Genomic DNA, 21,563 nt, shown 5'->3' on the forward strand with positions numbered 1-21,563 from the left:
CTGGAATTAAAAAAGCTTAATTTGGGGCGCAATTTTAGTACTGTCATCTACTGACAATATGACACGCGGCTGGGACGAATCAATGATGTCCTAGCCTTTTTTAGGAGGAAAATTATGCGAGTAAAACAAGTAGCAGATAATTTAGGCATCAGCGAACATACCATTCGCTACTATGATAAAGCAGGACTTTTTCCATTCGTGGCGAGAAATAAAAATGGCTATAGAGACTTTTCCGAAGAAGACTTATATTGGATTGAATTTATAAAATGCATGCGTCAGACACATATGCCTATATCAAAATTAAAAGAAATTGCCGAATTGTATCATCAAGGAAGCTCTACCAAAATGAAGCGTAGAGACATTTTTTTAAAACATCAAAAAAATTTATTAGAACAAAAAAAACTTATAGATGAAGCACTTCAAGTGTTAGATAAAAAATTCGAATTATTGGAAAGCGAATAACAGCAAAAGATTTAGGAGTGAAAAAATGAAGAAAAAAGAAGTCAGCATGACAGAATTATTTTTTGATTTAATATTTGTTTATGTTTTAGCTACTATCAATCAAACTGTTGAAGGTATTTCACATAATATAATGTCATTAGAAGAATTAGGGAAAAGTTTCATGCTTTTTCTTGTCTTTTTCTCTATATGGATCTATCGAACACTTTTAGTTAACAGGTTCTTCAATCAAAAATGGTATCAATACGTGTTTGTATTTATAGATATGTATTTAATCATTATCTTGTCTAAAGCGATAAATAGTGATTTTCAACAAACATTTTCACCATTTGTTTTAACGACTGCCTTAGTGTATCTAAGTGTATTCATACAATACTTTATTAATTATAAATTTACCGATACAGAAGTAGATTTCAAATTGGTCAAAGTTTACACAAGTGGATTATTATTAACAATTATCCTTTCTGTAATATCAATAATGTTGCCTGCACCGATTAATTTTTGGTTATTTTTCATAGGCATTCTAATTGTAGCAGTCTTTCCACTACTCTTTTATATGGTTTCATATCACAATCCTATATTTTTTAATCACTTGACTGAACGCTTAAGCTTACTCATCATTTTATTATTTGGTGAAGGTCTCGTGCTATTAATCCAAAATATTGAATTAGCCCATTTAAACAGTTTATATACATTATGTTTTGCCTTTATTTCACTGTTATTTATTATTTATGTGTATCACTATAAAGCAACTGACAAAAATACAACTAACAAAACTGGTTTCACCACAATTTATATACATTTATTATTACTCTTTTCATTAGATATGATGTTTTTAATGATTAATAAACTATTATCCCATGGCCAGTTGAATATATTTGAAATATATGGTTTCATACTGTTCTTGCTGTTATTTATCATTAGTACATTAACCAATATACGATTCCATAGATCGCATGTGTAAATAAATTTTTGTGCTGAAACATAAAGGAAATCATAAAATTTTCATCCTAATACACGCTGTAAAATCCTTCAATTCTACTTGAAGGATTTTTTATTTTATATAATTTATAAATGCACTTATAACAAAAGAAAGTGGCAAATCAGAACTTTACTCATTTCAGACTTTTAATTAATACACTTGTATTAAAATATGTTAAACTAGGAGTATGCCAAAAATAATTAATCACGAACACAAGAAAACCGAAATCATTCAATACGCTTTCGATTCAATTGTAGAAAATGGTGTAAAAGGCTCTACCGTAAGACAAATTGCGCACATAGCGCAAATGACCCCTGGTCAGATTAGATATTATTTTCCAAATCATTCTGAGTTACTAAACGCCGTTATGTCTACCGTAGAAGTGAAAATAAGAAGGAGAATTGAAGCTATATTTACGTCCAAAAACCTTAATACCATTGATAAAGTTAAAGCAAGTTTGCTAACCGTCTTACCCTTAGATCAAGAAAGACTCGCTGATATGGAAGTTTGGATGGCTTTTCGTTATGACATTCATGAATATGGTCAAAGTACGCTAGACGATGGACTAGATCAACTATGTCATAGCATTTTGACTTTATTAAATAATGAACAGCTACTACAAACTAATTTAAATATTCATCTTACTGCAATGAAATTACATGCTTTAATTGATGGTTTAGCTCTGCATAAATTACTTAATCCAAACGACACCTCAAACGAAGATATTCAATCAATAATAGATGAAGAAATAGCGACACTCACATATAAGGGAGGAAAAAGATGAACTTTATTGTCTGGCTTATCATTTTTTGTGAAGTTGCCTTTTGGGTAGTCATATTACTCGGACTAGTCACAAGATATATCTTCAAGCTCAAAAAGTTAGGTCTATTCTTTCTAGCACTCACACCTGTGATCGATTTAATACTACTTATAACAACAGCTATAGACCTCATGAATGGTGCAACAGCAGAAACGCCACACGCTATAGCTGCAGTTTATATTGCAGTATCTCTTGTTTTTGGGAAAAGCATGATAACTTGGGCAGACGATAGGTTTAGATATTATGTGATGAAACAAGGTGCCAAACCTTATAAACCTACAGGACTAGACTACGCTAAAAACTATGCCAAAAATTGGTTAAAGCATCTACTTTCTTACCTCTTAGGAACAGGTGTTTTACATTTAATTGTTTATTTAATTAATGATGCAAGTCGCACAGCAGCTTTAGACAGTGTCATTCATATTTGGACAATCGTCATTGTTATTGATTTAATTATTTGTATATCATATTTTGTGTGGCCACCCAAAAAAGAAAGTAAGTCATAATAAGTATAAAAAAGACTTCTTATCAAATAAGAAGTCTTTTTATCGTTGCAAATTAAAGTTTTCGCATATCTTTGATTATAAATGATTGGTTTCATCAATAACATTTCTTAATTCTTCAATAGCTGCCTTGGTTTTATATTCATCTATTGAAAATGAAGATACAATATTATCTATTCTTTGTTTATAATTTTTAGGCTTCACTGGGAATGTATTAATGAGTGCTACAGCTTTCTTTTCATTAATACAATAAACCTCATTTTTTGCAAAGATTACTTGATTCAAACAAGACAAGCATCGGAATAAATGGCCTATTAAATACGAAATATCATCTTTATCAACGTTGTCCTCGATAAACATTAAGGAGAAAGAAGCTTCAAACGCAAAAAATTGAGTTATGGACTGTTTGACTTCGGGAGGATATGGATATGTTTTTGTTTTAAGCTCATGTAATGTATTTTGAGGATCTGCTAATATTTCACAAATATTTAACTCACCCATATACATAACGTTTAAAAAGCCATGTGGATGACCAGTCTGATAATGAATCGTTACTTTACCTGCTAAACAATCGTTTATCACATCATTTACTTTATTAATATCACGAAAAATTAAATCTACATGATAACCATCCACAATTAACCAGCCACCACCGTTAATCCATTCTCCCCAATCTCCTAATGCTGTAATTAACTGTTCTTTTTGCTCGTCGTTAAGTTTACCTGCTGCTGTTTCGATATAGTCTGTATTAAACCCTTGTGTTTCATCATAATAGATACCTATATCTATATCGGAATCTGGTCTATGATTACCTTTGGCTCTAGAGCCACCTAGCACAACTCCTACCACACCTGGTAATCCACTTATTTCTGTTACTATTTTGTTAACTATATGATCTACAACGCCCATTTAACTCACTCCTACATTTTTTCAAATGATGTTTTATACGAATAAACTTTATCAAATTTTACTATGTATCAAACTATTCAAGCTTTCCCTGTACTATAACACATTGACAAAAGACACATACAGCTGATGTATGTGCCTTTTGTCCAATATTATACTCACTATATACCTAACTTTCAAAAGCATTCTTAGCGAGATTTTAGTTCATCGTCCGTCATCCATTTATGATTTTTGACCGTTTTACCGTCGTCTGTAGATTTGTAATCGACCATATAGACAGTAGTCTCTTTCACATCATCTACATCTGCTGTGGCGCCTTTCATGCCAGGCATATGGTCCGCTTCTAATTTGACTGTATCACCTGCGCTAAACCCATGTTCTGGTGCTTCTTTAATTTCTTCATTGACGACCCATTTATGATTATTCACTTTTTTATCACCATTTGTAGGTTTATAACTTACAACATAAGCATGTGTTTTGTAGGCGCCTTTAACTGTAGCTTCTGCACCTTTCATACCTGGCATATGGCCTGCAGTAATCGTCACTTTATCCCCTTGTTCAAACTTGCCTTTAGTCGTCGCTGTCATATCCTCTGGCGCCTTACTTTCATCATTATGGTCCTTATGGTTGTTAGTCCCTTCACTGTGTTCCTCTTTATTTGAACAAGCGGATAATACTAATGCTGATGCTAATATAAGAAAGATTACTTTTTTTATCATGTTAAAAACTCCTGTTTGTTATTTTAATTTCAATGTAAAGGCATTAATTGCAACAATAATGGTACTTAAGGACATTAATACTGCACCAACTGCTGGTGAGAGAATAAGTCCAATAAATGCTAAAATACCGGCAGCTAATGGTACTGCAATAATATTGTATCCTGCACCCCACCATAAGTTTTGCACCATTTTGCGCATTGTATTTTTGGACAGTGACAAGAAATGAATAATGTCTGACGGGTTACTTTTAACAAGAATGATATCACCTGAATCAACGGCGACATCCGTACCTGCACCTATGGCTATACCAATATCAGCTCTGATGAGACTCGGTGCATCATTGATACCGTCACCGACCATCATTACTTTTTTATCATTTTGTTGGTAATCTTTTATGATACTTTCTTTATCTTCTGGCATAAGTTGCGCATGTACATCTTTAATCCCTATTTGTTGTGCAACTGCTTGCGCTACTGCTTTATTATCACCTGTAAGCATAACTGGTGTAATGTTTCTTGATACTAAATCTGCTACCATCTGTTTTGAACTTGCTTTAATTTTATCACCTTGCGCAATAATACCTATAACTTGCTGTTCATCAATTAAATAACTAATTGAATTACCTTGTTGTGCTAATGATGTAAACAAATCACGATCATAAGCAAAATCATGTTTATCAAGATACGAAACATTAGTGATTTTATACTTTTTCTGATCAACTATGCCTTCTAAACCTACACCTGAAATGTTATTCACATCTTGAGGATTCGCATATGCAACATTTTTCTGTGTTGCAAAATCTACAATGCCAATCGCTAAAGGATGATTAGACTGACTTTCAAGTGACGCAAACAAACTCAATATTGCGTCATCGCTCCAGTCATCTTTAAAGCTTTCGTAATGATTTACTGAAAAATTCCCTTCAGTAAGTGTGCCTGTCTTGTCCATCATTACATAGTCGATATGTTGTGCAATTTCGACAGCTTCTCTGTTTTTAATAATCAAACCATTATGCGCACCTATTGACGTAGAACGTGCAGTAACTAATGGTATAGCCAATCCTAATGCATGCGGACAAGCAATGACCAATACAGTTACTAGGCGTTCTAACGCAAAATCAATATTATTTTGCACCAGCATCCACACGATAAATGCAATCACACCAATACTTACAGCAAAGTAGAACAAATAACCTGCGACCTTATCTGATAATAATTCAGCTTTAGATTTATCGTTTTGTGCTTGATTCACAAGTTCCATTACTTGAGAAAGATAACCGTCTTCACCTACTGCTGTCACTTTAACTTGTATTGTACCTGATCCATTAATAGAACCACCAATAACAATGTCATTTTGAGCTTTTTGTACTTTTTTAGACTCACCGGTAACTAAAGATTCATCTACAGATGTTTGCCCTTGAACGATAATACCATCTGATGGAATGCTTTCTCCTGCTTTCACTTCAACAATATCATCAATCACGATGGCTGAAATTTTAACTTCTTCACGTTGGTCATCATGTGTTACTTTGATAGCACTATTAGGTAACAATTCCGCCATCTTTTTCAATGCATCTCCAGCATTTCCTACAGCATTCATTTCAATCCAATGACCTAATAACATGATTAGGATTAATGTAGCTAATTCCCAGAAAAAGTCCATTGTATGACCTGTCGAATTACTTATATTATTCATGTAAAAAGCATACAAGCTATAAATATAAGCAACTGAAATACCTAAAGCTACTAATGTCATCATACCTGGTTGTTTAGCTGCTATTTCTTCTTTCCCACCAAATAAGAATGGTTTGCCACCATAAAAGTATAATATTGTAGCCAGTATCAAGACAATCCATTCAGACCCTGAAAAAGTAAACTGAAATGGCAATGTAACGCCCATCATTGGCGATAAAATGATAATAGGTATGGCAAAAATTAATGAAACGAAAAATTTAATTTTAAAATTATCATGATGGTGATGTGCATGACCACTCGCATGATCGTGGTGCGCATGTGCTTCATGATGTTGGTGATGATCATGGCGGTCATGGTTTTCGTGATGATCATGGTGCTCATGATGTTCGTGCGCTTCATGATTAGTCAAAGTAAAACCTCCTACATTTCTATTTTTATTATTACACCTATAATATACCCTGTTAGGGTATATGAAAACATCTTATATGCTCATAAGTTCATCTAATGCCTATGCATTGCTTATCTAAAGTTGCTTAGTCATTATTATAAGTTTTTATCTTATTTTGAATAAGTGCGGCGAACTATTTCATTGATTTACAATAAGATTGTTTATTGTAAATCATACATACATACTTTTATTTATATAATTAAGAGGTGGAAAATAAGCCAATTAAAATAGTAGTGAACAAAATAAAAAGTCAAAAAGGCTCCTCCTTACAAGGAGCCTTTAAATCGTTTCTTAATCAACCTTTGTCTTAGTCATGATACATTAAGAAATTATTTCAATAAATTTATAATCATTAACGGTATAGCCATAACTATATATCTTGAGCCTGAAGTTACGCTATTTCCTCAAAAAGTTGGGCCATTGTTTCAGCACCATTGTCCGAGAAAAATATTGCCAAATTATCTTGAGATTCTTGTGCATGAACTTTCGCAATTTCAAACATTTGTTGCTCATAGCTGTTCAAAATTTCAGTAAGATCATCATACATATGGAAGGCCTTGGCTAAAAGATAAGCATCATGTAAAGCCATATTAACACCTTCACCTGCAAATGGACTCATAAGATGCGCAGCATCTCCAATAAGTGTCATATTCTTTTGGGTTTCCCAAGTCAATCCTATAGGAAGTTTGTAAATACGGCGGAATTTAACATCATCATAACTATACGCAATATATTTTTTCAGATCTGCTCCCCAATCATTAAATTCGTGCATCAATCTTTCTTTTAATTCGTCTAAAGAAAGATTACGGTATTCATCAAGAGTGTCATACATCATTTTAAAACTAATGTATGCCATAATACGTCCATCTCCATTGCGTTGACCTAATATCGCTTGATGTCCACCTAAGGCCATTACTTTCCCATTTTTATTAAATTTGAGAAGATCTGGATGTTCATTTTCATCAGAATTCATTTCAATCATAGAAATACCAGTATACTCAGGCATAGCATCGGTTAAATGTGGTCGAATTTTAGAAAAAGCTCCATCCGCTCCAATTACTAAATCTGTAATTACTTTTACACCATTTTCAAATGTGAGTTCGGCTTGACCATTATCAAGTTGTTTCATATTTTCATATTTATAACCATATTTAATGTGTTGTGGATTGATTTGTTCAACTATAATATCGCATAACTTCCCACGATCAATTTCAGGTCTACTACCCTCATCCTCTGCATCTTCATCGTATAGTATTTTGCCGTCTTTACGCACGATACGGGTATCTTCGCCATCGAAGCGTACATATTTACGAAATACTTCAAATATACCTGCTTGTTTCAAAGCGAGTTGTCCACTATCGTCATGAATATCTAATGACCCGCCTCTATCCTTGTGGATATTTTTGTGGGCACGTTCATAAATGGTAAAGGGTAACCCTTGGTGTTGCAAAAGTAAACCAAGCATTAATCCTCCTGGTCCTCCACCAATAATTGCGATATGTTGTAGATTTTGCTTTTTCATCATTATACCTTCTTCGACATATTTTATTTTTCTTCTCTTATATTTAAGAGTTGTGCTTTAGTATCCTTTATTAATTGTTGAAATTGATCATATTTATTTTCATCTTTTAGGGCACTTTGTCCTGTTACCATAAATTCTTTGAATAAATCTTGGATTTGATTTCTTAAATCATTCATTTTCTCCATATCCATATTTTTAAATGCTTCCATACGTTTTGTAAATTCATTGTGTTGGCTATGCTCTTTTAAAAATTCCGACCCTTTTGCCGTAACGGTATAGACCTTTTTAGTTCCTTCTTTTGAAACTGACACGAATTCGCGATCTTCTAACATCTGTAAAATTGGATACACACTACCTGGACTTGGTGAATAGAAACCTTTAAATCGCGCTTCTAAATCTTTAATAACTTGATAGCCATGTTTCGGTTCTTCTTCTAACAAACTCAATATGCTTAATTGTAAATTGCCTTTTTTAAAGAAACGGTTTCTTCCTTGCGCAGAGGCAAACATTTTATCAAACCCATCAAACCCACGGTCACCACCTCTATTATCTTGTTGCATTAATACATGTCTTCTATTATGAAAATGTCTATTAAACATAATAATCACCCTTCTTTTTCGATATATCGAAACTATAAACGATATATCGAAATGTGTCAAATGAATAACTATTTTTAATTATCATTTTTTGCTTATGCTTATATGATGAGTCTTTTAAGTATGCTGTATCATTTATTGATCGTGATGCCCTGGTCAACAGAAGGCATACTAAAAAAGCCACCATTTAAAAGGAGGCTTTTTTAGTATTTTGCAATTAAATTTAAAGAAAATTGATAGCAATTGCTGATAATATTTTAGATAACACCTAAGAATATGGTAATATCTATTTTAAAAACTCATGCTTTTAAAGTCGAGATTTCCAGCAGGTAATACCACTCTTTCAGATAACATTCTATATCTTGTTGGTGTGCTAAAACGATTACCTTCTTTTCCACTAGGTAAGTATTTCATAACTAAAGCTTTCGAAGATTTTTTATACACTTCATCATCATCAATTTTTTCTATAGTTTTGATTTCTTCTACTAATTTAGTAATATCTTCAAGCATCAGTTCGAAATTGATTTCTAAATTTTCTGACTTATTTATTTTCAAACTATTCCCATTCTCAATCAACCACTCGAACAAAAAGTATCCTGTCCCAGCATCAAAATTAGTTAATGCATCTGGCTGTCCTGGATATCTTATCAATCTTTCAAGAATTACAAATTCTAGTAATTCATTTTTATAAGGTAATGAATATTTATCTAAAGTTAAAATTGATTCGCAGTCTACTTTAATTTCTTCTAAAATACCTGAATGAAAATTCATTTTAGACTGTAAATTCTCATTCAAAGGTCGAGGTCCTTTGTGATGAAAGTAATCATGTAAATACCCCCAAATTGATCGAACCGTATAACATTCTTCAGCGGTTAATGTGGTGGAAACCCAATTACTTTGGTCTATTAAAACGTTTGCTCTTTGTATTGTTTCATTCATCCATATTTTTTGAAACTTATTAAAAAAGAACACTGCAAAAGATTGATTATTAATCTTCTCTTTAGTAGAAATATTTTCTGGGAAAAAAACTATACAATTTCCCTCTATTACTCCATTAGATCCGGTTATCAACTTAGTTGATTGGCAACCTGATCCTGGATGTGGTAATAATTTTTCAATTTCATTTAATAATTGTGGTTCATATCGTTGAGCAAATATTGCTTCAAAAAAATACCCTGTAGGTTTAGGACCATTTGGACATTTAACTGGACCAACAAACATTACTAATTCTTTATTGTTAGGTGCTTTTAAGTTTTCCAGGGTATTTATAAAATCTGGTTTAAATTCTAAACCTGATTTTATCCAGTTTTGAATATCTTGTTCAAAAGCTTTAGCCATTAACTCATTATTTGTTGCTTTATAGATATAACTTAACTTTTCATTTAATTGATAAAGTGTTTTTTCTATAAAAAATTTGTCGCCAATTATACTGCCATCTTTTGATTGATGTGCTTTAATGATAGTTGTATATGGTATTATCTCTTGTTCAAAATAAATTGTAATATTTTCTATAGAGTCAATGTATTTTTTCATTTTTATACTCCCTCTTTACCATCTAATAATGTATTGTAAATCCCATTGGAACTTCACCAAAATCTTTAATTACTTTCAAACTATACTTTTGAGCTGCTGGTAAAGTCGTAATACATGCATCACTTAACCCCTTTGAACACTGTAAAGCAGCTTGAGAATTTGAGTTAACTAACTTAATATTTTTCGAGACAGTAAAATCATATGCTAATCCTGATGGAGCTGGATGTGTAGCTATGATACTATTTCCTAAATCTTTCGTGTCATCATTTGTCGCTAAAATCATATTATAAGTGGGCATTATGAAGCAATCTACTAGTGATAAATCATTTAAATTGGAAAATACAATTTTATGCAAATCTGGATAAACCACGCAACCTAACAATGCTGCAAAATCATTCTTTTTAACTTCTAATAGTGCATCTTCAAGTGTATTATGTAAAAATACTTCCCCTTCTATTTTATTTTCTTCTAACCATTTATATGCAGCTTGCTCACAGTTTGTGTTGATTGGTCCCAAAGTATGAATGAATTTGATATCTTCAATAGCTTTCATCATTATCCTCCGTTTATTTATAATTTATTAAAATTTCATCATCTAACCATTTGTAATAATTAACGCAGTCATCGTAATTATTATGAGTCGTCAAAACAAATCCCGGATATCCAGAGAAATTAGGGTATGGTTCGACAATATTTCCTACTTGCAAAAATTGGAGAATTCTATTAGTTTCTTCTTGCTTCAAGACATTATTAAAACCTTTTAAACTCGTTATTTCTCCATGGCCCTTTGTTGGCACTATATAGTTCCCTGCTATACATTTTGCCACTTCATTGCTGTTTGGTATTTCAACTTCTTGACCTAGCGCAGCAAATAAAGACCATTTAGCTAGATTAAAACCGGTACTAGCTTTAACAATGAAATGTGAAACACCGGACCCTCCTATACGTGCGCCAACTTCCAATATATAAGGCTGATTAGCATTATCAACTCTTAATTCTGTATGTGTAGGACCATTTATAATTCCTAAAGCTTTATTCGCATGTATTACTTGTGCTTCTATTGCCTCTTTTAATGAGTACGATATTTGGGCTGGCGCAATATAAACCCCTTCTTCAAAATATGGACCTTGTGGATTACCTTTATAACCAATAGAGAGAACAGTCGTTTTCCCGTTGTTAACAAAAGATTCTGCCACATATTCTGGACCATTAATATATTCTTCAACAATAATGCCACTAAAAGAATTCCCTTCATTATGCGACATATAATTCAACGTTTGTTCATTAATTGCTTGTACTGTTTCTATACCATTTTTCGCCTCTTGCTCATTATTTGCTTTGATAACGCCTAGACTTGAAAATCCAGTTTTGGGTTTAATAACTATCGGATAATTCATAGCTTTAATCACATCTATATCACTAATATCATCAATTTCTGCGTATTTTGGGTTATTTATATCATACTTATTAAACTGCTTTCTCATAGCACTTTTATCACGCAAATGTATATGTGAATGCTCTCCAGATTTAGGTAGATTTAATTCTGCTGCCAAGAGAGATGTAAAGGTTACCGCACCATCAAACAAGGTCATGACGCCATCAATAGGATCATGTGAATCCAGGTGTTTTAATTCATTTATTGCCACTTGTTCATTAAAAATATCTATTGATAGTTGTCTTTTAACTGCTGGTAAGTCAACGGGTTGCTGCTTTGGTCTATTCACCAATGTTAATCGAATGCCTAATTTTTCTGCCTCTTCAAATATAAAGGGGATATCAATATTTTGATAAATTAATACAATGTGCTGTCCCATATTTAATTACTCCTTCGTTAAGTATTAGATCTATTTTTGTGAATATTAGTGCTAAAATATTGGAAAATTGTAGTTATAACCTTAGGGCTTATGTTTATGAGCATAACACCGCATAGTATTAAAGCCGTTCCTACATACGTGTAAATATTTAATGTTTCACCTAAAAACAAGGAACCTAAATAGAGCGCTATTGCCGGGGAAATAAATAAATGTGCACTTGCTCTAGATACATGCCAATGCTTTAACAGTGTCATATATAATGCTAGACCAATGACTGATCCAACAGTTGATAAATAGAGTAATGCATATAAACTCGGCCCATGAAAAGTTCGATTCCCATTCTCTAGTAGTAAGCTAGCAAACCCTAATCCGATACCACCTATAATCATTGCTACAGCATTAAAGTTAAATATAGGCATATATGATAAATGGTCTCTTACTTTAATAGTGACTAAAGCACTACCTAGACCACTTGTTAAAATAAGCAACATAGATACAATACTTAATAGAGAATAATCAATTTGAAATGTTTGCCAAAATATTATGATAATTCCAATCAAGCTGAACAAAACCCCAGATATTTGCATCTTTGTAGCAGGTATTCCACCAAAAATTTTATTGAATATTAACAGCATTACAGCAAGCATAGACATTAACACAGAAACTAAACCACTAGATACATATTGCGTTCCCCAGTAAACAGTACCAAAGGGGACACTAAAATAAAAAATGCCATAAAATAAGGCAAGCATATAACCTTTAGGCGGCAACTTCCATTTTTTAAATATTAGCAAAATTATACATATAAGTGATCCTGAAATTATAAAACGCATAGATGATGACCAAAAAGGCAGACTATTTTCCAATCCTATTCTTTGTGCTCCCCACGTCGTTCCATTTACTAAACATATAATTACAAAAAATAACCACAGTAATGATTTATGATTCAATATTATGCACTCCTTTGAAAATACATAATTTATATAATACTATAATATTTTCTTATTACAAGAAAATTCTAAAATTTCTAAATATTTTTAAAATAATAAATTTGTTTAACATGTAAATAAGACCAAAAATGAACTAACCCTTGTTAAAGGATTAGCCCTTGCTATATTTAAAATCTATTTTGTCTCAAAAAGGACGCCTTACAAATAAGGCGTCCTTGTTATGTTAATAACTATTATATTTATTTATAACCAAAAGCTGAAAGTGCTGAATCAAGCAAAGTTACAGCACTATTTCCTACATTTGAAACTTGCTCTCCAAGAAAAGAAATTGCATTATCTTCTACTCCACTAATACATCGAGATAAAATTTTAGAACTAGCCATACTAAACACAGAAAAACACTCAGTCATGATGAACCGGTTGCTTTAAATAGAAAAATATATAATTCATAACCAACACTCAAATGTAGATCATAACTAATTAAATCGTGTAATCTCAAGTTTCAATACACTTGAGATTACACGATTTTGAGTTTTATTTATGATATGACGCCTAATGTTTAGATGATAGGAGCTAAACCTAAGATTATATAGTAGTTTAATTTTCGTGCTCACTAACACACACTATTATTGAGGTTTTGGTTTTTTGCATGTCGCGCTGCTTTAACATCTTCAGCTGTTCTTTTATTTTAGAGCTTCTCTTATTTCCTGCCATGCTCTTTTTCTATGAGATTCCATTAACTGTCTTGCAGCTTTACCATCTCTAATTTTCATACAAGCTAACATTGCTTCGTGCTCTTCAATTGAGAATTCAGGTATAGGTCGTGCATTGATAGTATACAAACGTACTCTATACAGTTGATCTGCGTGTATGTTGCGCATATTAATGAGTTTAGAATTATCTGCTAATTGAGTGATTTTTTCATGAAATTCATCATCTTGTTTCGACCATTCGTATAGATCATCTTGTGCTAAATACTTTTTTTGCTCAATGACTATGTCACTTAATTCATGTAACGCATGATCTGTCGCTTTCTCGGTTGCCATTTCTATAGCTAGACCATCAAGGCTTTCTGTAATTTCATAGATTTCTTTGATATCTTTTTCTAAAATCGGATTTACTTTAAATCCTTTTCTTGGAATTAATGTAATCATATCATCAGCTTGTAGCCTAATTAATCCCTCACGCACTGGCGTACGACTCATTTCTAATATTTCAGCAATTTCTCTTTCTAAAAAGGTTTTTCCTGGTTTAAGGATTAAATTTTTAATAGCTATACGTATGATATGATACGCTTTTTCGGGTAGCCTTAAATCTCCAACTTGACTTGCTATATTTTCAATATTTGCACTTAATAATTTTAAAGAGTTCTCGTTATTCGGCATATCCATAATATTTCCTCCAACAAAAAACACGATTTACTATTAGTATAGCAAATCGTGCTATTATATTAATCCTTCTTAAGCATTTACTTTAATATTTGCTAATTCATTGATAATTGCATCTGTCATTTCAGTTGTATTTGTTGTTCCACCAATATCTGCAGTTAAGTAACCATTGGATGTCGCATTTTTAATAGCTTGATTGACTTGTTTTGCTTCTTCGGTCAATCCTAATTCTTCTAGCATTAACGCAGCACTTCCAATAGCCCCTATCGGATTCGCGATGCCTTTGCCTGCAATGTCAGGTGCTGATCCATGCACAGATTCAAACATACTTGGGTAGCGTTTATCAGGGTTTAAGTTTGCACTAGCAGCTATACCTAAACTACCCGCCAAGGCACTTCCCAAATCTGATAAAATATCTGCTAATAAGTTAGAAGCAACCACAACTTCTAATTCTTCAGGATGTAAGACAAATTGAGCAGCCATGGCGTCAATTAACCATTTATCTGTTTCCACATCAGGGTAATCTTTACTTACACGTTCAAACACTTCATCCCACAGTACCATACCGTATTGCTGTGCATTACTTTTAGTTACACTTGTAACTTTCTTACGCTTTCTTTGACGTGCAGTTTCAAAAGCATAACGGATGACGCGCTCACATCCCTTTTCAGTAAACAAAGAAGATTGCACCGCTACTTCATTATTCAAACCTCTTCCTGTAAAGTTTCTACCACCAACACCTGAGTATTCTCCTTCTGAATTTTCTCGTATTAATACCCAATCTAACTCTTTCACATTAGGATGATTTAATTTACTCTCTACATTTGGTAAAAATTCAACTGGTCTGATATTGGCCCATTGATCAAAACCTTGGCAAATTGCTATACGCAAGCCCCACAAGCTAATATGGTCTGGTACACCAGGAAAACCAACTGCCCCAAAATAAATGGCATCGTGATTTTTAATTTGTTCTAATCCATCTTTCGCCATCATTTCCCCATGTTCTAAATAGTATTCACAACCCCATGGGAAATAATCTGTTACAAAATCAAATTTACCATTTGACTTATTAGCTAAATACTTTAAGACTTTCAATCCTGAATCAACCACTTCAATACCAATACCGTCTCCAGGAATAACAGCTAATTTAAATACTTTTTTCTCTGACATATTAAATCTCCCCTTTTCAATTGTTACCTCCATTTTAATAACGTATACATAAAAGTCAAGTAAATATGTAAATAGACCTTATTAAGCTATTTATATTTATATAATTGACAATTACGTATACATTAATGTACTATGGTGAAAAATGTAAACGCTATCATTTTTGTGAGGGGGAGAACAAATGGATGAATCAATTATTACGCTTTTATTTTTAATATTTGCAATTGTCATGTTTACTTTAGAAATTATTCCTTTATCTATTTCAGCTATGATTGTCGCTATAGGATTATCTTTGACCGGTGTACTTACAGCAAAAGAAGCATTTGCCGGCTTCGTCGATCCTAACGTTTTACTATTTATGGCGATGTTTATAGTGGGGTGTGCCTTTTTTGAAACTGGCATGGCAGAAAAAATCGGAAAGGGTATTACGCATTTTGCTAAGACACCTAAAAAATTATTAATTGTTGTTATGGGGATTACCGGATTAATGTCTGGGTTTTTATCTAATACTGGAACAGCAGCTGTTATTATTCCAGTCGTCATAGGTATTGCTGCAAAGTCTTCTATTTCAAGGACATCACTACTAATACCCGTCGCGTTAGCAGCAGCTATGGGCGGAAATTTAACACTCATCGGTGCTCCAGGTAATATGATTGCACAATCGACCTTAAACCTTACAAATCAGAGTTTTGGTTTTTTTGAATACGCCTTAATTGGGCTACCTATTCTGGTCGTTGGAACATTATACTTTGGTCTAATAGGTCATAAATTGCTACCACAAAATAACGACAAAAGTGAAACAACAAATTCAGTATTTGATAAACAAGTTGACGTAAACGCTGTTCCGAGATGGAAGAAGCTCATGGCTTTACTTGTCCTGATTTTTACAGTGTTAGCTATGATTTTTGAAGATATTATTCACGTCCCATTATATATTTCAGCTTGGATTGGTGCGCTGATTTTGGTTGCTACAAGAGTCATTACAGAAAAAACTGCGATGAAATCTATTGATATGAATACTATTCTTTTGTTTGTCGGTTCGCTATCATTGGCAAATGCTATCCAAAAATCAGGTGCGGGTGAATTAATTGCTAAAACAATCATCAATATTTTAGGCACAAGTCCATCGTCTTATGTCTTGCTACTAGTCATATTAGTCATCTCTGCAGTCATGACTAACTTCATAAGTAATACTGCAGCAACAGCTTTGTTAGCACCCATAAGTTTATCAATTGCTAACAGTATAGGGGCCGATCCAAGAGCTGTAATCATGGCCACAGTCATCGGCGCGTCAATGGCTTTTGCCACACCTATAGGTATGCCTGCCAATACAATGGTTTATGGTTTATCCAATATTACATTCATACAATATGTTAAAGTCGGTTTGCCATTAGTTGTATTATCAATCATTGTGTGTATGATCTTATTACCGCTTCTTTTCCCATTTTATCCATAAGGAGGATATAGATTATGAACATATTAATTGCACCAGATTCTTTTAAAGGAAGTTTATCAGCGTTAAAGGTGGCAAACGCTATTGAAACTGGTATTAACAAGGTGGATTCATCAATAAATACCTTAACACTGCCTTTAGCTGATGGTGGAGAAGGTACAATGGAAGCTATTATAGCTGCTACTCAGGGACAAAAATTCACCGTCAATACAGTCGATGCACTCGGCAGAGACATTTCTGCTGCATATGGTGTCACTGGCAACAAGAAAACTGCCATCGTAGAACTCGCTACTGCTTCCGGTATTGATTTAATTGACCACCAAGAACTCAATCCTGCCGTTACTTCAACATACGGTACTGGAATATTAATCAAAGATGCAATTCAACGAGGTATTCGAGAAATCACTATTTGTTTAGGTGGCAGTGCAACGAACGACGGTGGCACAGGTTTACTAAAAGCATTAGGTTTTAACTTTAAAGACGAGTTCGGTACGGTACTTGATGAGGGTGGACTCTCCTTAAAAAACTTGCATGAAATTGATGATTCCGAAATACTTACAGAATTAGCAGACTGTCAATTCAACATTGCTTGCGATGTCACAAACCCCTTCATTGGTAATCATGGTGCCAGTGCTGTTTTTGGACCACAAAAAGGGGCGACACCTGCTTTAGTACAAGCTTTAGATCAAGCTTTAGAACATTTTGCTGATATACTACAACAAAAATATGCCATTAGTATACACAATGTCTCAGGTGCAGGCGCAGCTGGCGGAGCTGCCGGGGGGCTCTATGGTTGTTTAAATGCTCAAATCTGTTCAGGATTTGATGTAATCGCCCAAACACTAAATTTAAATGAACTACTGTCTACAAAGCATATCGATTTAATATTAACAGGAGAAGGTCAATTAGACGCACAAACAGATAATGGCAAAGTCATTTCAGGAATTTCTCGTTATGCCAATCGTTATCACATACCAACAATTGCTTTAGTAGGAGGTATCCAAAATATTTCACATACATTATATGATAATCGAGTAATTTCTGTTTTTAGCATAGTCAACCGACCCATGTCCTTATCGCAATCAATGGAGAGTGCTGCAGATTTAATCACCAAACAAACCGAACAAATAATGCGCCTATACTTATCCAAATCCTAACCATATAGGGTGCTCAAATATAAAACAATGGACTGGGCGTTATCAGCTAACTTTCCCATATGGAACATGTTTCTGGTAATACCTTTTTCTGAACATAATTGTTAACATTCATATGATTTAAATATTATAAAAAGTAACAACGTTAATCACATATAATGAAGGACGTTTTAACAATAATAATTTGCTATATCCTTAGGGGAAGTAAAAACTACAATGCACCATTAATTTCTGAGTATTTTGAAATTTAACATTGCAATTGTTAGCCAACTCATTTATGATGGTTAATAATTTAAGATATTAATCGTGGAAAAAGAAAAAGTATTTAGTTCACACACAGGGAATAGAGGTCACCGGCTGAAAGCTTCTATATTTATAAATACTTTACTACTTTGGAGATATGTATGAAAATACATCGTTTAATAACATGTTACGTTATTCCATGAGCCTTAATTGATTAACAAATCAATTAGGGGAATTTGGGTGGTACCACGAGACTGCGCTCGTCCCTATATCTATAGGGATAAGCGCAGTTTTTTATTATAAATTAAAGGAGTGATATCAATGTTTAACGGTAATGTAAAAGTTCAATTATCAAATAATAATGTATTGGAGGTGCCACAAAATACAACACTACTTCATGTTGCTAAAAATATTGGTAGCTCTTTTTCAAAAAAAGCTGCTCTTGGAGACGTTAACGGGGAATTAAAGGAACTAAGTTATTCTCTAAATGAAGATAGTAAAGTAAATTTTATCACTTTTGAAGAACCCGAAGCTGAAGCATCTATAAGATATACATTGTCTTTTTTAGTCGGTTACGTCATTCATAATAACTTTGAAGGTATTGAAATTGCTGATATAGGTGTAAGCAATGAAAGCTTTTATTGTGATTTCCAAACAACTATTAAAAATCTTAATAAAGATGATATAAAACGCATAAATAAATCACTTAACAAGCTTATAGAATCTAATCCCACAATAAAGGTGTCAGAAGTATCATCAGAAAAAGCGCAACAATTGGTAGCTGATCAAAAATACATGCGCTATCACATTGAAAATAATGAGAATGACAAGGTTAAAATTGCTGAAATTGGGGACTATAAATCATTAATTAGTTACCCTATTATTAGTAATTTATCAAAATTGAAAAACTACAAACTCAAAAACATATCATCTACAAATTGGTTGAGAGATGTAAATAATGAAGCATTACAACGTATATCTGGTATAGCTTTTGCTACTGAAACAGCCCTAGCAGCACATGAAAAGTTTCTTGAGCAATACCACAATATCAATCATAGAAAAATAGGTAAAGAACTGGAGTTATTTACATTTTCTGATTATGCTCCTGGTATGCCTTTCTATAAACATAATGGGCAAATTATACGTCTGGAACTACAGAACTTTTTAAGAAAACTACAATTTGCAGAAGATTATCAAGAAGTATATACACCCTTTATCATGAATGAAGCATTATGGAAAAACAGCGGTCATTGGGACCACTATAAAGATAATATGTATTTTACTGAAGTTGATGATGTAAGATATTCATTGAAACCTATGAATTGTCCGGGCCATATGCTTATTTATAAAAATGAACATCACTCATATAGAGACTTACCTATTCGCATGGCCGAATTCGGTCAAGTTCACCGTCATGAGTTAAGTGGTTCTTTAAATGGATTGTTCAGAGTAAGGACATTCAACCAAGATGATGCTCATATTTATGTCACTAAAAATCAAATAGAGCCTGAAATTCTTAACGTACTTAATTTAATTGATAAAGTGTATACTATCTTTGGCTTTGAATATAGTATTGAATTATCTACGCGTCCTGACGATTATATGGGGGAAATAAGCTTATGGAACTTTGCGGAGTCCTCTCTGAAAAATGTTTTACATTATAATAATTTACAGTATACAGTTAATGAAAAAGACGGTGCATTTTATGGACCGAAGATAGATATCCATATTAAAGACGCACTAGGCAGAAGTCACCAATGTGGTACAATACAACTCGATTTCCAAATGCCAGAAAAATTCGATTTGCATTATATTAACGAGAACAATGAAAAAGAAAGACCCGTCGTTATTCATAGAGCTATTTATGGTTCTATCGATCGCTTTTTAGGTATTTTGTTAGAACATTATGCTGGTAATTTACCGTTATGGTTAGCACCAATACAAGTCAACATCATCCCTGTAAATAATCAAGTGCATTTAGATTATGTGACTCAGATTAAACAAAACTTAAAATCTAAAGGTATCAGAGTTGCTGTGGACAGCAGTAATGAAAAAATGGGTTATAAAATAAGAAACGCGCAAATTAAAAAAATTCCTTATACTATAGTTATTGGTGATAATGAGGTAAGCAACCATACGTTATCTGTGCGAAAACACGGTAATAAATCAGCTCAGACTTTTGAAGCCGATGCTTTTATAGAAAAAATCTTAACAGAAAAAATATCGTAAGTTAAAGTAACAACGCCCTTCATACATGGTGAAGGGCGTTTCATTAATAATTATTTTCTATCTATAGCTCAACGCATGTAAAACTATCTTTCTTGTTATTTTGTCAGTTCCATTTTACACTTTAATCATATCAAGAATTATGAAGGAGTGGAAAAATTGGAATTAAAACAAATATCAAATCATATTTATAAATTAACTGTAGAAACCAATGTCGGTATTCCCATTATTATCAATACCTGGTACATCGTAAACGATGACAATGTATATATTGTAGACTCCGGTATGAATTCCTACTCTAAAACACAAATAAAAGCTGCTCTGTTCCTTGGTACGCCTCAAGCATTATTTTTAACACATGGACACGGAGATCATATTAACGGCGCAAAGGAAATAGCTGAATCACTTAATATTCCAATTTATGCACATGAAAATGAGCTCCCTTATATTAATGGAGAATTACCCTATCCCAATAAACAGGTCGTGGAGCGCACGAATGTCGCATATAAAGTTCAACCCATACATCAATCATTAGACGTACCTTTCACATTTTATTTAACACCAGGCCATGCACCGGGTCATGTAGTTTATCATCATGATGGCGATGATGTTCTTATTTGTGGTGATTTATTTATCTCCAGTACCACTGCTTTACATCCACCCATATATAAATTTACTTACAACATGTCACAAAATATTAAAAGTGGCACAATTATTGATGACATTCAGCCATACTTAATTAGTACATCACATGGTGAAGACATTGTTTATGCGGAAGAGTTATACCAAATATACACATTTAAATATGGAGAGGCAGAATAAGTGATAGTTGTTACAGGTAAACACCATTGTACATTAATGCTAGAATTCTTGGTAAATTGCTAGCTTCAATGACACACTACAGTAGTGGACCACCCCACTTCTATATTCTGCTAGCTATATCTCGCAAAAATGTTAGTAGAATCACCATGTCCCTATGCCTTTAG

At 33.2% G+C, this 21,563-nt stretch carries 20 protein-coding genes; 8 read left to right on the forward strand and 12 right to left on the reverse strand.

Features of this window, described 5'->3' with window-relative positions; all coding sequences use genetic code 11:
- The first annotated feature begins 114 nt into the window (after window positions 1-114).
- From CD036_RS07235 to CD036_RS07250, 4 genes are all read left to right on the forward strand, one after another.
- Window positions 115-462, forward strand: a complete 348-nt coding sequence (locus CD036_RS07235; protein WP_002510378.1) for a MerR family transcriptional regulator — start codon at window positions 115-117, stop codon at window positions 460-462.
- Window positions 463-487: 25 nt separating this feature from the next.
- On the forward strand, window positions 488-1,423 hold the full coding sequence (locus tag CD036_RS07240) for a low temperature requirement protein A (protein ID WP_103388312.1): 936 nt from the start codon (window positions 488-490) through the stop codon (window positions 1,421-1,423).
- A gap of 205 nt (window positions 1,424-1,628) precedes the next feature.
- Window positions 1,629-2,225 (forward strand): TetR/AcrR family transcriptional regulator, encoded by a 597-nt coding sequence (locus tag CD036_RS07245; RefSeq protein WP_103388313.1) that lies wholly within the window; start codon window positions 1,629-1,631, stop codon window positions 2,223-2,225.
- Window positions 2,222-2,767, forward strand: coding sequence for a hypothetical protein (locus tag CD036_RS07250; RefSeq protein ID WP_002510381.1), 546 nt, complete (start codon window positions 2,222-2,224; stop codon window positions 2,765-2,767). Before CD036_RS07245 ends, CD036_RS07250 begins: the two co-directional genes overlap by 4 nt.
- 75 nt (window positions 2,768-2,842) lie before the next feature.
- On the opposite strand, the gene CD036_RS07255 is transcribed toward CD036_RS07250, so the two are convergent.
- The 12 genes from CD036_RS07255 to CD036_RS07305 all read right to left on the reverse strand — a co-directional run bounded on the left by CD036_RS07255 (window position 2,843) and on the right by CD036_RS07305 (window position 15,504).
- Window positions 2,843-3,673 (reverse strand): nucleotidyltransferase domain-containing protein, encoded by an 831-nt coding sequence (locus tag CD036_RS07255; protein ID WP_103388314.1) that lies wholly within the window; start codon window positions 3,671-3,673, stop codon window positions 2,843-2,845.
- A gap of 185 nt (window positions 3,674-3,858) precedes the next feature.
- Window positions 3,859-4,389, reverse strand: coding sequence for a YdhK family protein (locus CD036_RS07260; protein ID WP_103388315.1), 531 nt, complete (start codon window positions 4,387-4,389; stop codon window positions 3,859-3,861).
- A gap of 18 nt (window positions 4,390-4,407) precedes the next feature.
- Complete coding sequence (locus CD036_RS07265) at window positions 4,408-6,492, reverse strand: heavy metal translocating P-type ATPase (protein ID WP_103388316.1); 2,085 nt, start codon at window positions 6,490-6,492, stop codon at window positions 4,408-4,410.
- Window positions 6,493-6,922: 430 nt separating this feature from the next.
- Window positions 6,923-8,053, reverse strand: coding sequence for an FAD-dependent oxidoreductase (locus CD036_RS07270; RefSeq protein WP_103388317.1), 1,131 nt, complete (start codon window positions 8,051-8,053; stop codon window positions 6,923-6,925).
- 23 nt (window positions 8,054-8,076) lie between these two features.
- Window positions 8,077-8,652 (reverse strand): PadR family transcriptional regulator, encoded by a 576-nt coding sequence (locus CD036_RS07275; RefSeq protein WP_103388318.1) that lies wholly within the window; start codon window positions 8,650-8,652, stop codon window positions 8,077-8,079.
- Window positions 8,653-8,940: 288 nt separating this feature from the next.
- A complete protein-coding gene (locus tag CD036_RS07280; RefSeq protein ID WP_103388319.1) occupies window positions 8,941-10,182 on the reverse strand; it encodes a DUF6421 family protein in 1,242 nt (413 codons plus the stop codon).
- Between the two features lie 22 nt (window positions 10,183-10,204).
- Window positions 10,205-10,735, reverse strand: coding sequence for a hypothetical protein (locus CD036_RS07285; RefSeq protein WP_002510387.1), 531 nt, complete (start codon window positions 10,733-10,735; stop codon window positions 10,205-10,207).
- A 13-nt stretch (window positions 10,736-10,748) separates the two neighbouring features.
- A complete protein-coding gene (locus CD036_RS07290; protein ID WP_002510388.1) occupies window positions 10,749-11,996 on the reverse strand; it encodes an ATP-grasp domain-containing protein in 1,248 nt (415 codons plus the stop codon).
- A gap of 17 nt (window positions 11,997-12,013) precedes the next feature.
- Window positions 12,014-12,946, reverse strand: a complete 933-nt coding sequence (locus CD036_RS07295) for a DMT family transporter (protein ID WP_002510389.1) — start codon at window positions 12,944-12,946, stop codon at window positions 12,014-12,016.
- A gap of 239 nt (window positions 12,947-13,185) precedes the next feature.
- Entirely contained in the window at window positions 13,186-13,329 is a 144-nt protein-coding gene (locus CD036_RS13160) for a hypothetical protein (RefSeq protein WP_167867733.1), read from the reverse strand.
- 300 nt (window positions 13,330-13,629) lie between these two features.
- Window positions 13,630-14,337, reverse strand: a complete 708-nt coding sequence (locus tag CD036_RS07300) for a GntR family transcriptional regulator (RefSeq protein ID WP_244913814.1) — start codon at window positions 14,335-14,337, stop codon at window positions 13,630-13,632.
- Window positions 14,338-14,406: 69 nt separating this feature from the next.
- Window positions 14,407-15,504, reverse strand: a complete 1,098-nt coding sequence (locus CD036_RS07305) for a tartrate dehydrogenase (RefSeq protein ID WP_103388320.1) — start codon at window positions 15,502-15,504, stop codon at window positions 14,407-14,409.
- 178 nt (window positions 15,505-15,682) lie between these two features.
- On the opposite strand from CD036_RS07305, the gene CD036_RS07310 reads away from it, so the two are divergent.
- The 4 genes from CD036_RS07310 (at window position 15,683) to CD036_RS07325 (ending at window position 21,399) form a co-directional block, all read left to right on the forward strand.
- Window positions 15,683-16,957, forward strand: coding sequence for an SLC13 family permease (locus CD036_RS07310; RefSeq protein WP_103388321.1), 1,275 nt, complete (start codon window positions 15,683-15,685; stop codon window positions 16,955-16,957).
- A 14-nt stretch (window positions 16,958-16,971) separates the two neighbouring features.
- Entirely contained in the window at window positions 16,972-18,111 is a 1,140-nt protein-coding gene (locus CD036_RS07315) for a glycerate kinase family protein (protein ID WP_103388322.1), read from the forward strand.
- A gap of 561 nt (window positions 18,112-18,672) precedes the next feature.
- A complete protein-coding gene (thrS, locus tag CD036_RS07320) occupies window positions 18,673-20,580 on the forward strand; it encodes a threonine--tRNA ligase (protein ID WP_103388323.1) in 1,908 nt (635 codons plus the stop codon).
- Window positions 20,581-20,736: 156 nt separating this feature from the next.
- On the forward strand, window positions 20,737-21,399 hold the full coding sequence (locus CD036_RS07325) for an MBL fold metallo-hydrolase (RefSeq protein ID WP_103388324.1): 663 nt from the start codon (window positions 20,737-20,739) through the stop codon (window positions 21,397-21,399).
- Window positions 21,400-21,563: the final 164 nt, after the last annotated feature.

Origin of the sequence: Staphylococcus arlettae (genome assembly GCF_002902345.1) — a bacterium.
Taxonomy (GTDB): domain Bacteria; phylum Bacillota; class Bacilli; order Staphylococcales; family Staphylococcaceae; genus Staphylococcus; species Staphylococcus arlettae.

Excerpts from the sequence above, each read along its gene's own strand:
- CD036_RS07235 (WP_002510378.1), top strand. The coding sequence starts at position 115 with ATGCGAGTAAAACAAGTAGCAGATAATTTAGGCATCAGCGAACATACC.
- CD036_RS07240 (WP_103388312.1), top strand. The coding sequence starts at position 488 with ATGAAGAAAAAAGAAGTCAGCATGACAGAATTATTTTTTGATTTAATA.
- CD036_RS07245 (WP_103388313.1), top strand. The coding sequence starts at position 1,629 with ATGCCAAAAATAATTAATCACGAACACAAGAAAACCGAAATCATTCAA.
- CD036_RS07250 (WP_002510381.1), top strand. The coding sequence starts at position 2,222 with ATGAACTTTATTGTCTGGCTTATCATTTTTTGTGAAGTTGCCTTTTGG.
- CD036_RS07255 (WP_103388314.1), bottom strand. The coding sequence starts at position 3,673 with ATGGGCGTTGTAGATCATATAGTTAACAAAATAGTAACAGAAATAAGT.
- CD036_RS07260 (WP_103388315.1), bottom strand. The coding sequence starts at position 4,389 with ATGATAAAAAAAGTAATCTTTCTTATATTAGCATCAGCATTAGTATTA.
- CD036_RS07270 (WP_103388317.1), bottom strand. The coding sequence starts at position 8,053 with ATGAAAAAGCAAAATCTACAACATATCGCAATTATTGGTGGAGGACCA.
- CD036_RS07275 (WP_103388318.1), bottom strand. The coding sequence starts at position 8,652 with ATGTTTAATAGACATTTTCATAATAGAAGACATGTATTAATGCAACAA.
- CD036_RS07280 (WP_103388319.1), bottom strand. The coding sequence starts at position 10,182 with ATGAAAAAATACATTGACTCTATAGAAAATATTACAATTTATTTTGAA.
- CD036_RS07285 (WP_002510387.1), bottom strand. The coding sequence starts at position 10,735 with ATGAAAGCTATTGAAGATATCAAATTCATTCATACTTTGGGACCAATC.
- CD036_RS07290 (WP_002510388.1), bottom strand. The coding sequence starts at position 11,996 with ATGGGACAGCACATTGTATTAATTTATCAAAATATTGATATCCCCTTT.
- CD036_RS13160 (WP_167867733.1), bottom strand. The coding sequence starts at position 13,329 with ATGGCTAGTTCTAAAATTTTATCTCGATGTATTAGTGGAGTAGAAGAT.
- CD036_RS07300 (WP_244913814.1), bottom strand. The coding sequence starts at position 14,337 with ATGGATATGCCGAATAACGAGAACTCTTTAAAATTATTAAGTGCAAAT.
- CD036_RS07305 (WP_103388320.1), bottom strand. The coding sequence starts at position 15,504 with ATGTCAGAGAAAAAAGTATTTAAATTAGCTGTTATTCCTGGAGACGGT.
- CD036_RS07310 (WP_103388321.1), top strand. The coding sequence starts at position 15,683 with ATGGATGAATCAATTATTACGCTTTTATTTTTAATATTTGCAATTGTC.
- CD036_RS07315 (WP_103388322.1), top strand. The coding sequence starts at position 16,972 with ATGAACATATTAATTGCACCAGATTCTTTTAAAGGAAGTTTATCAGCG.
- thrS (WP_103388323.1), top strand. The coding sequence starts at position 18,673 with ATGTTTAACGGTAATGTAAAAGTTCAATTATCAAATAATAATGTATTG.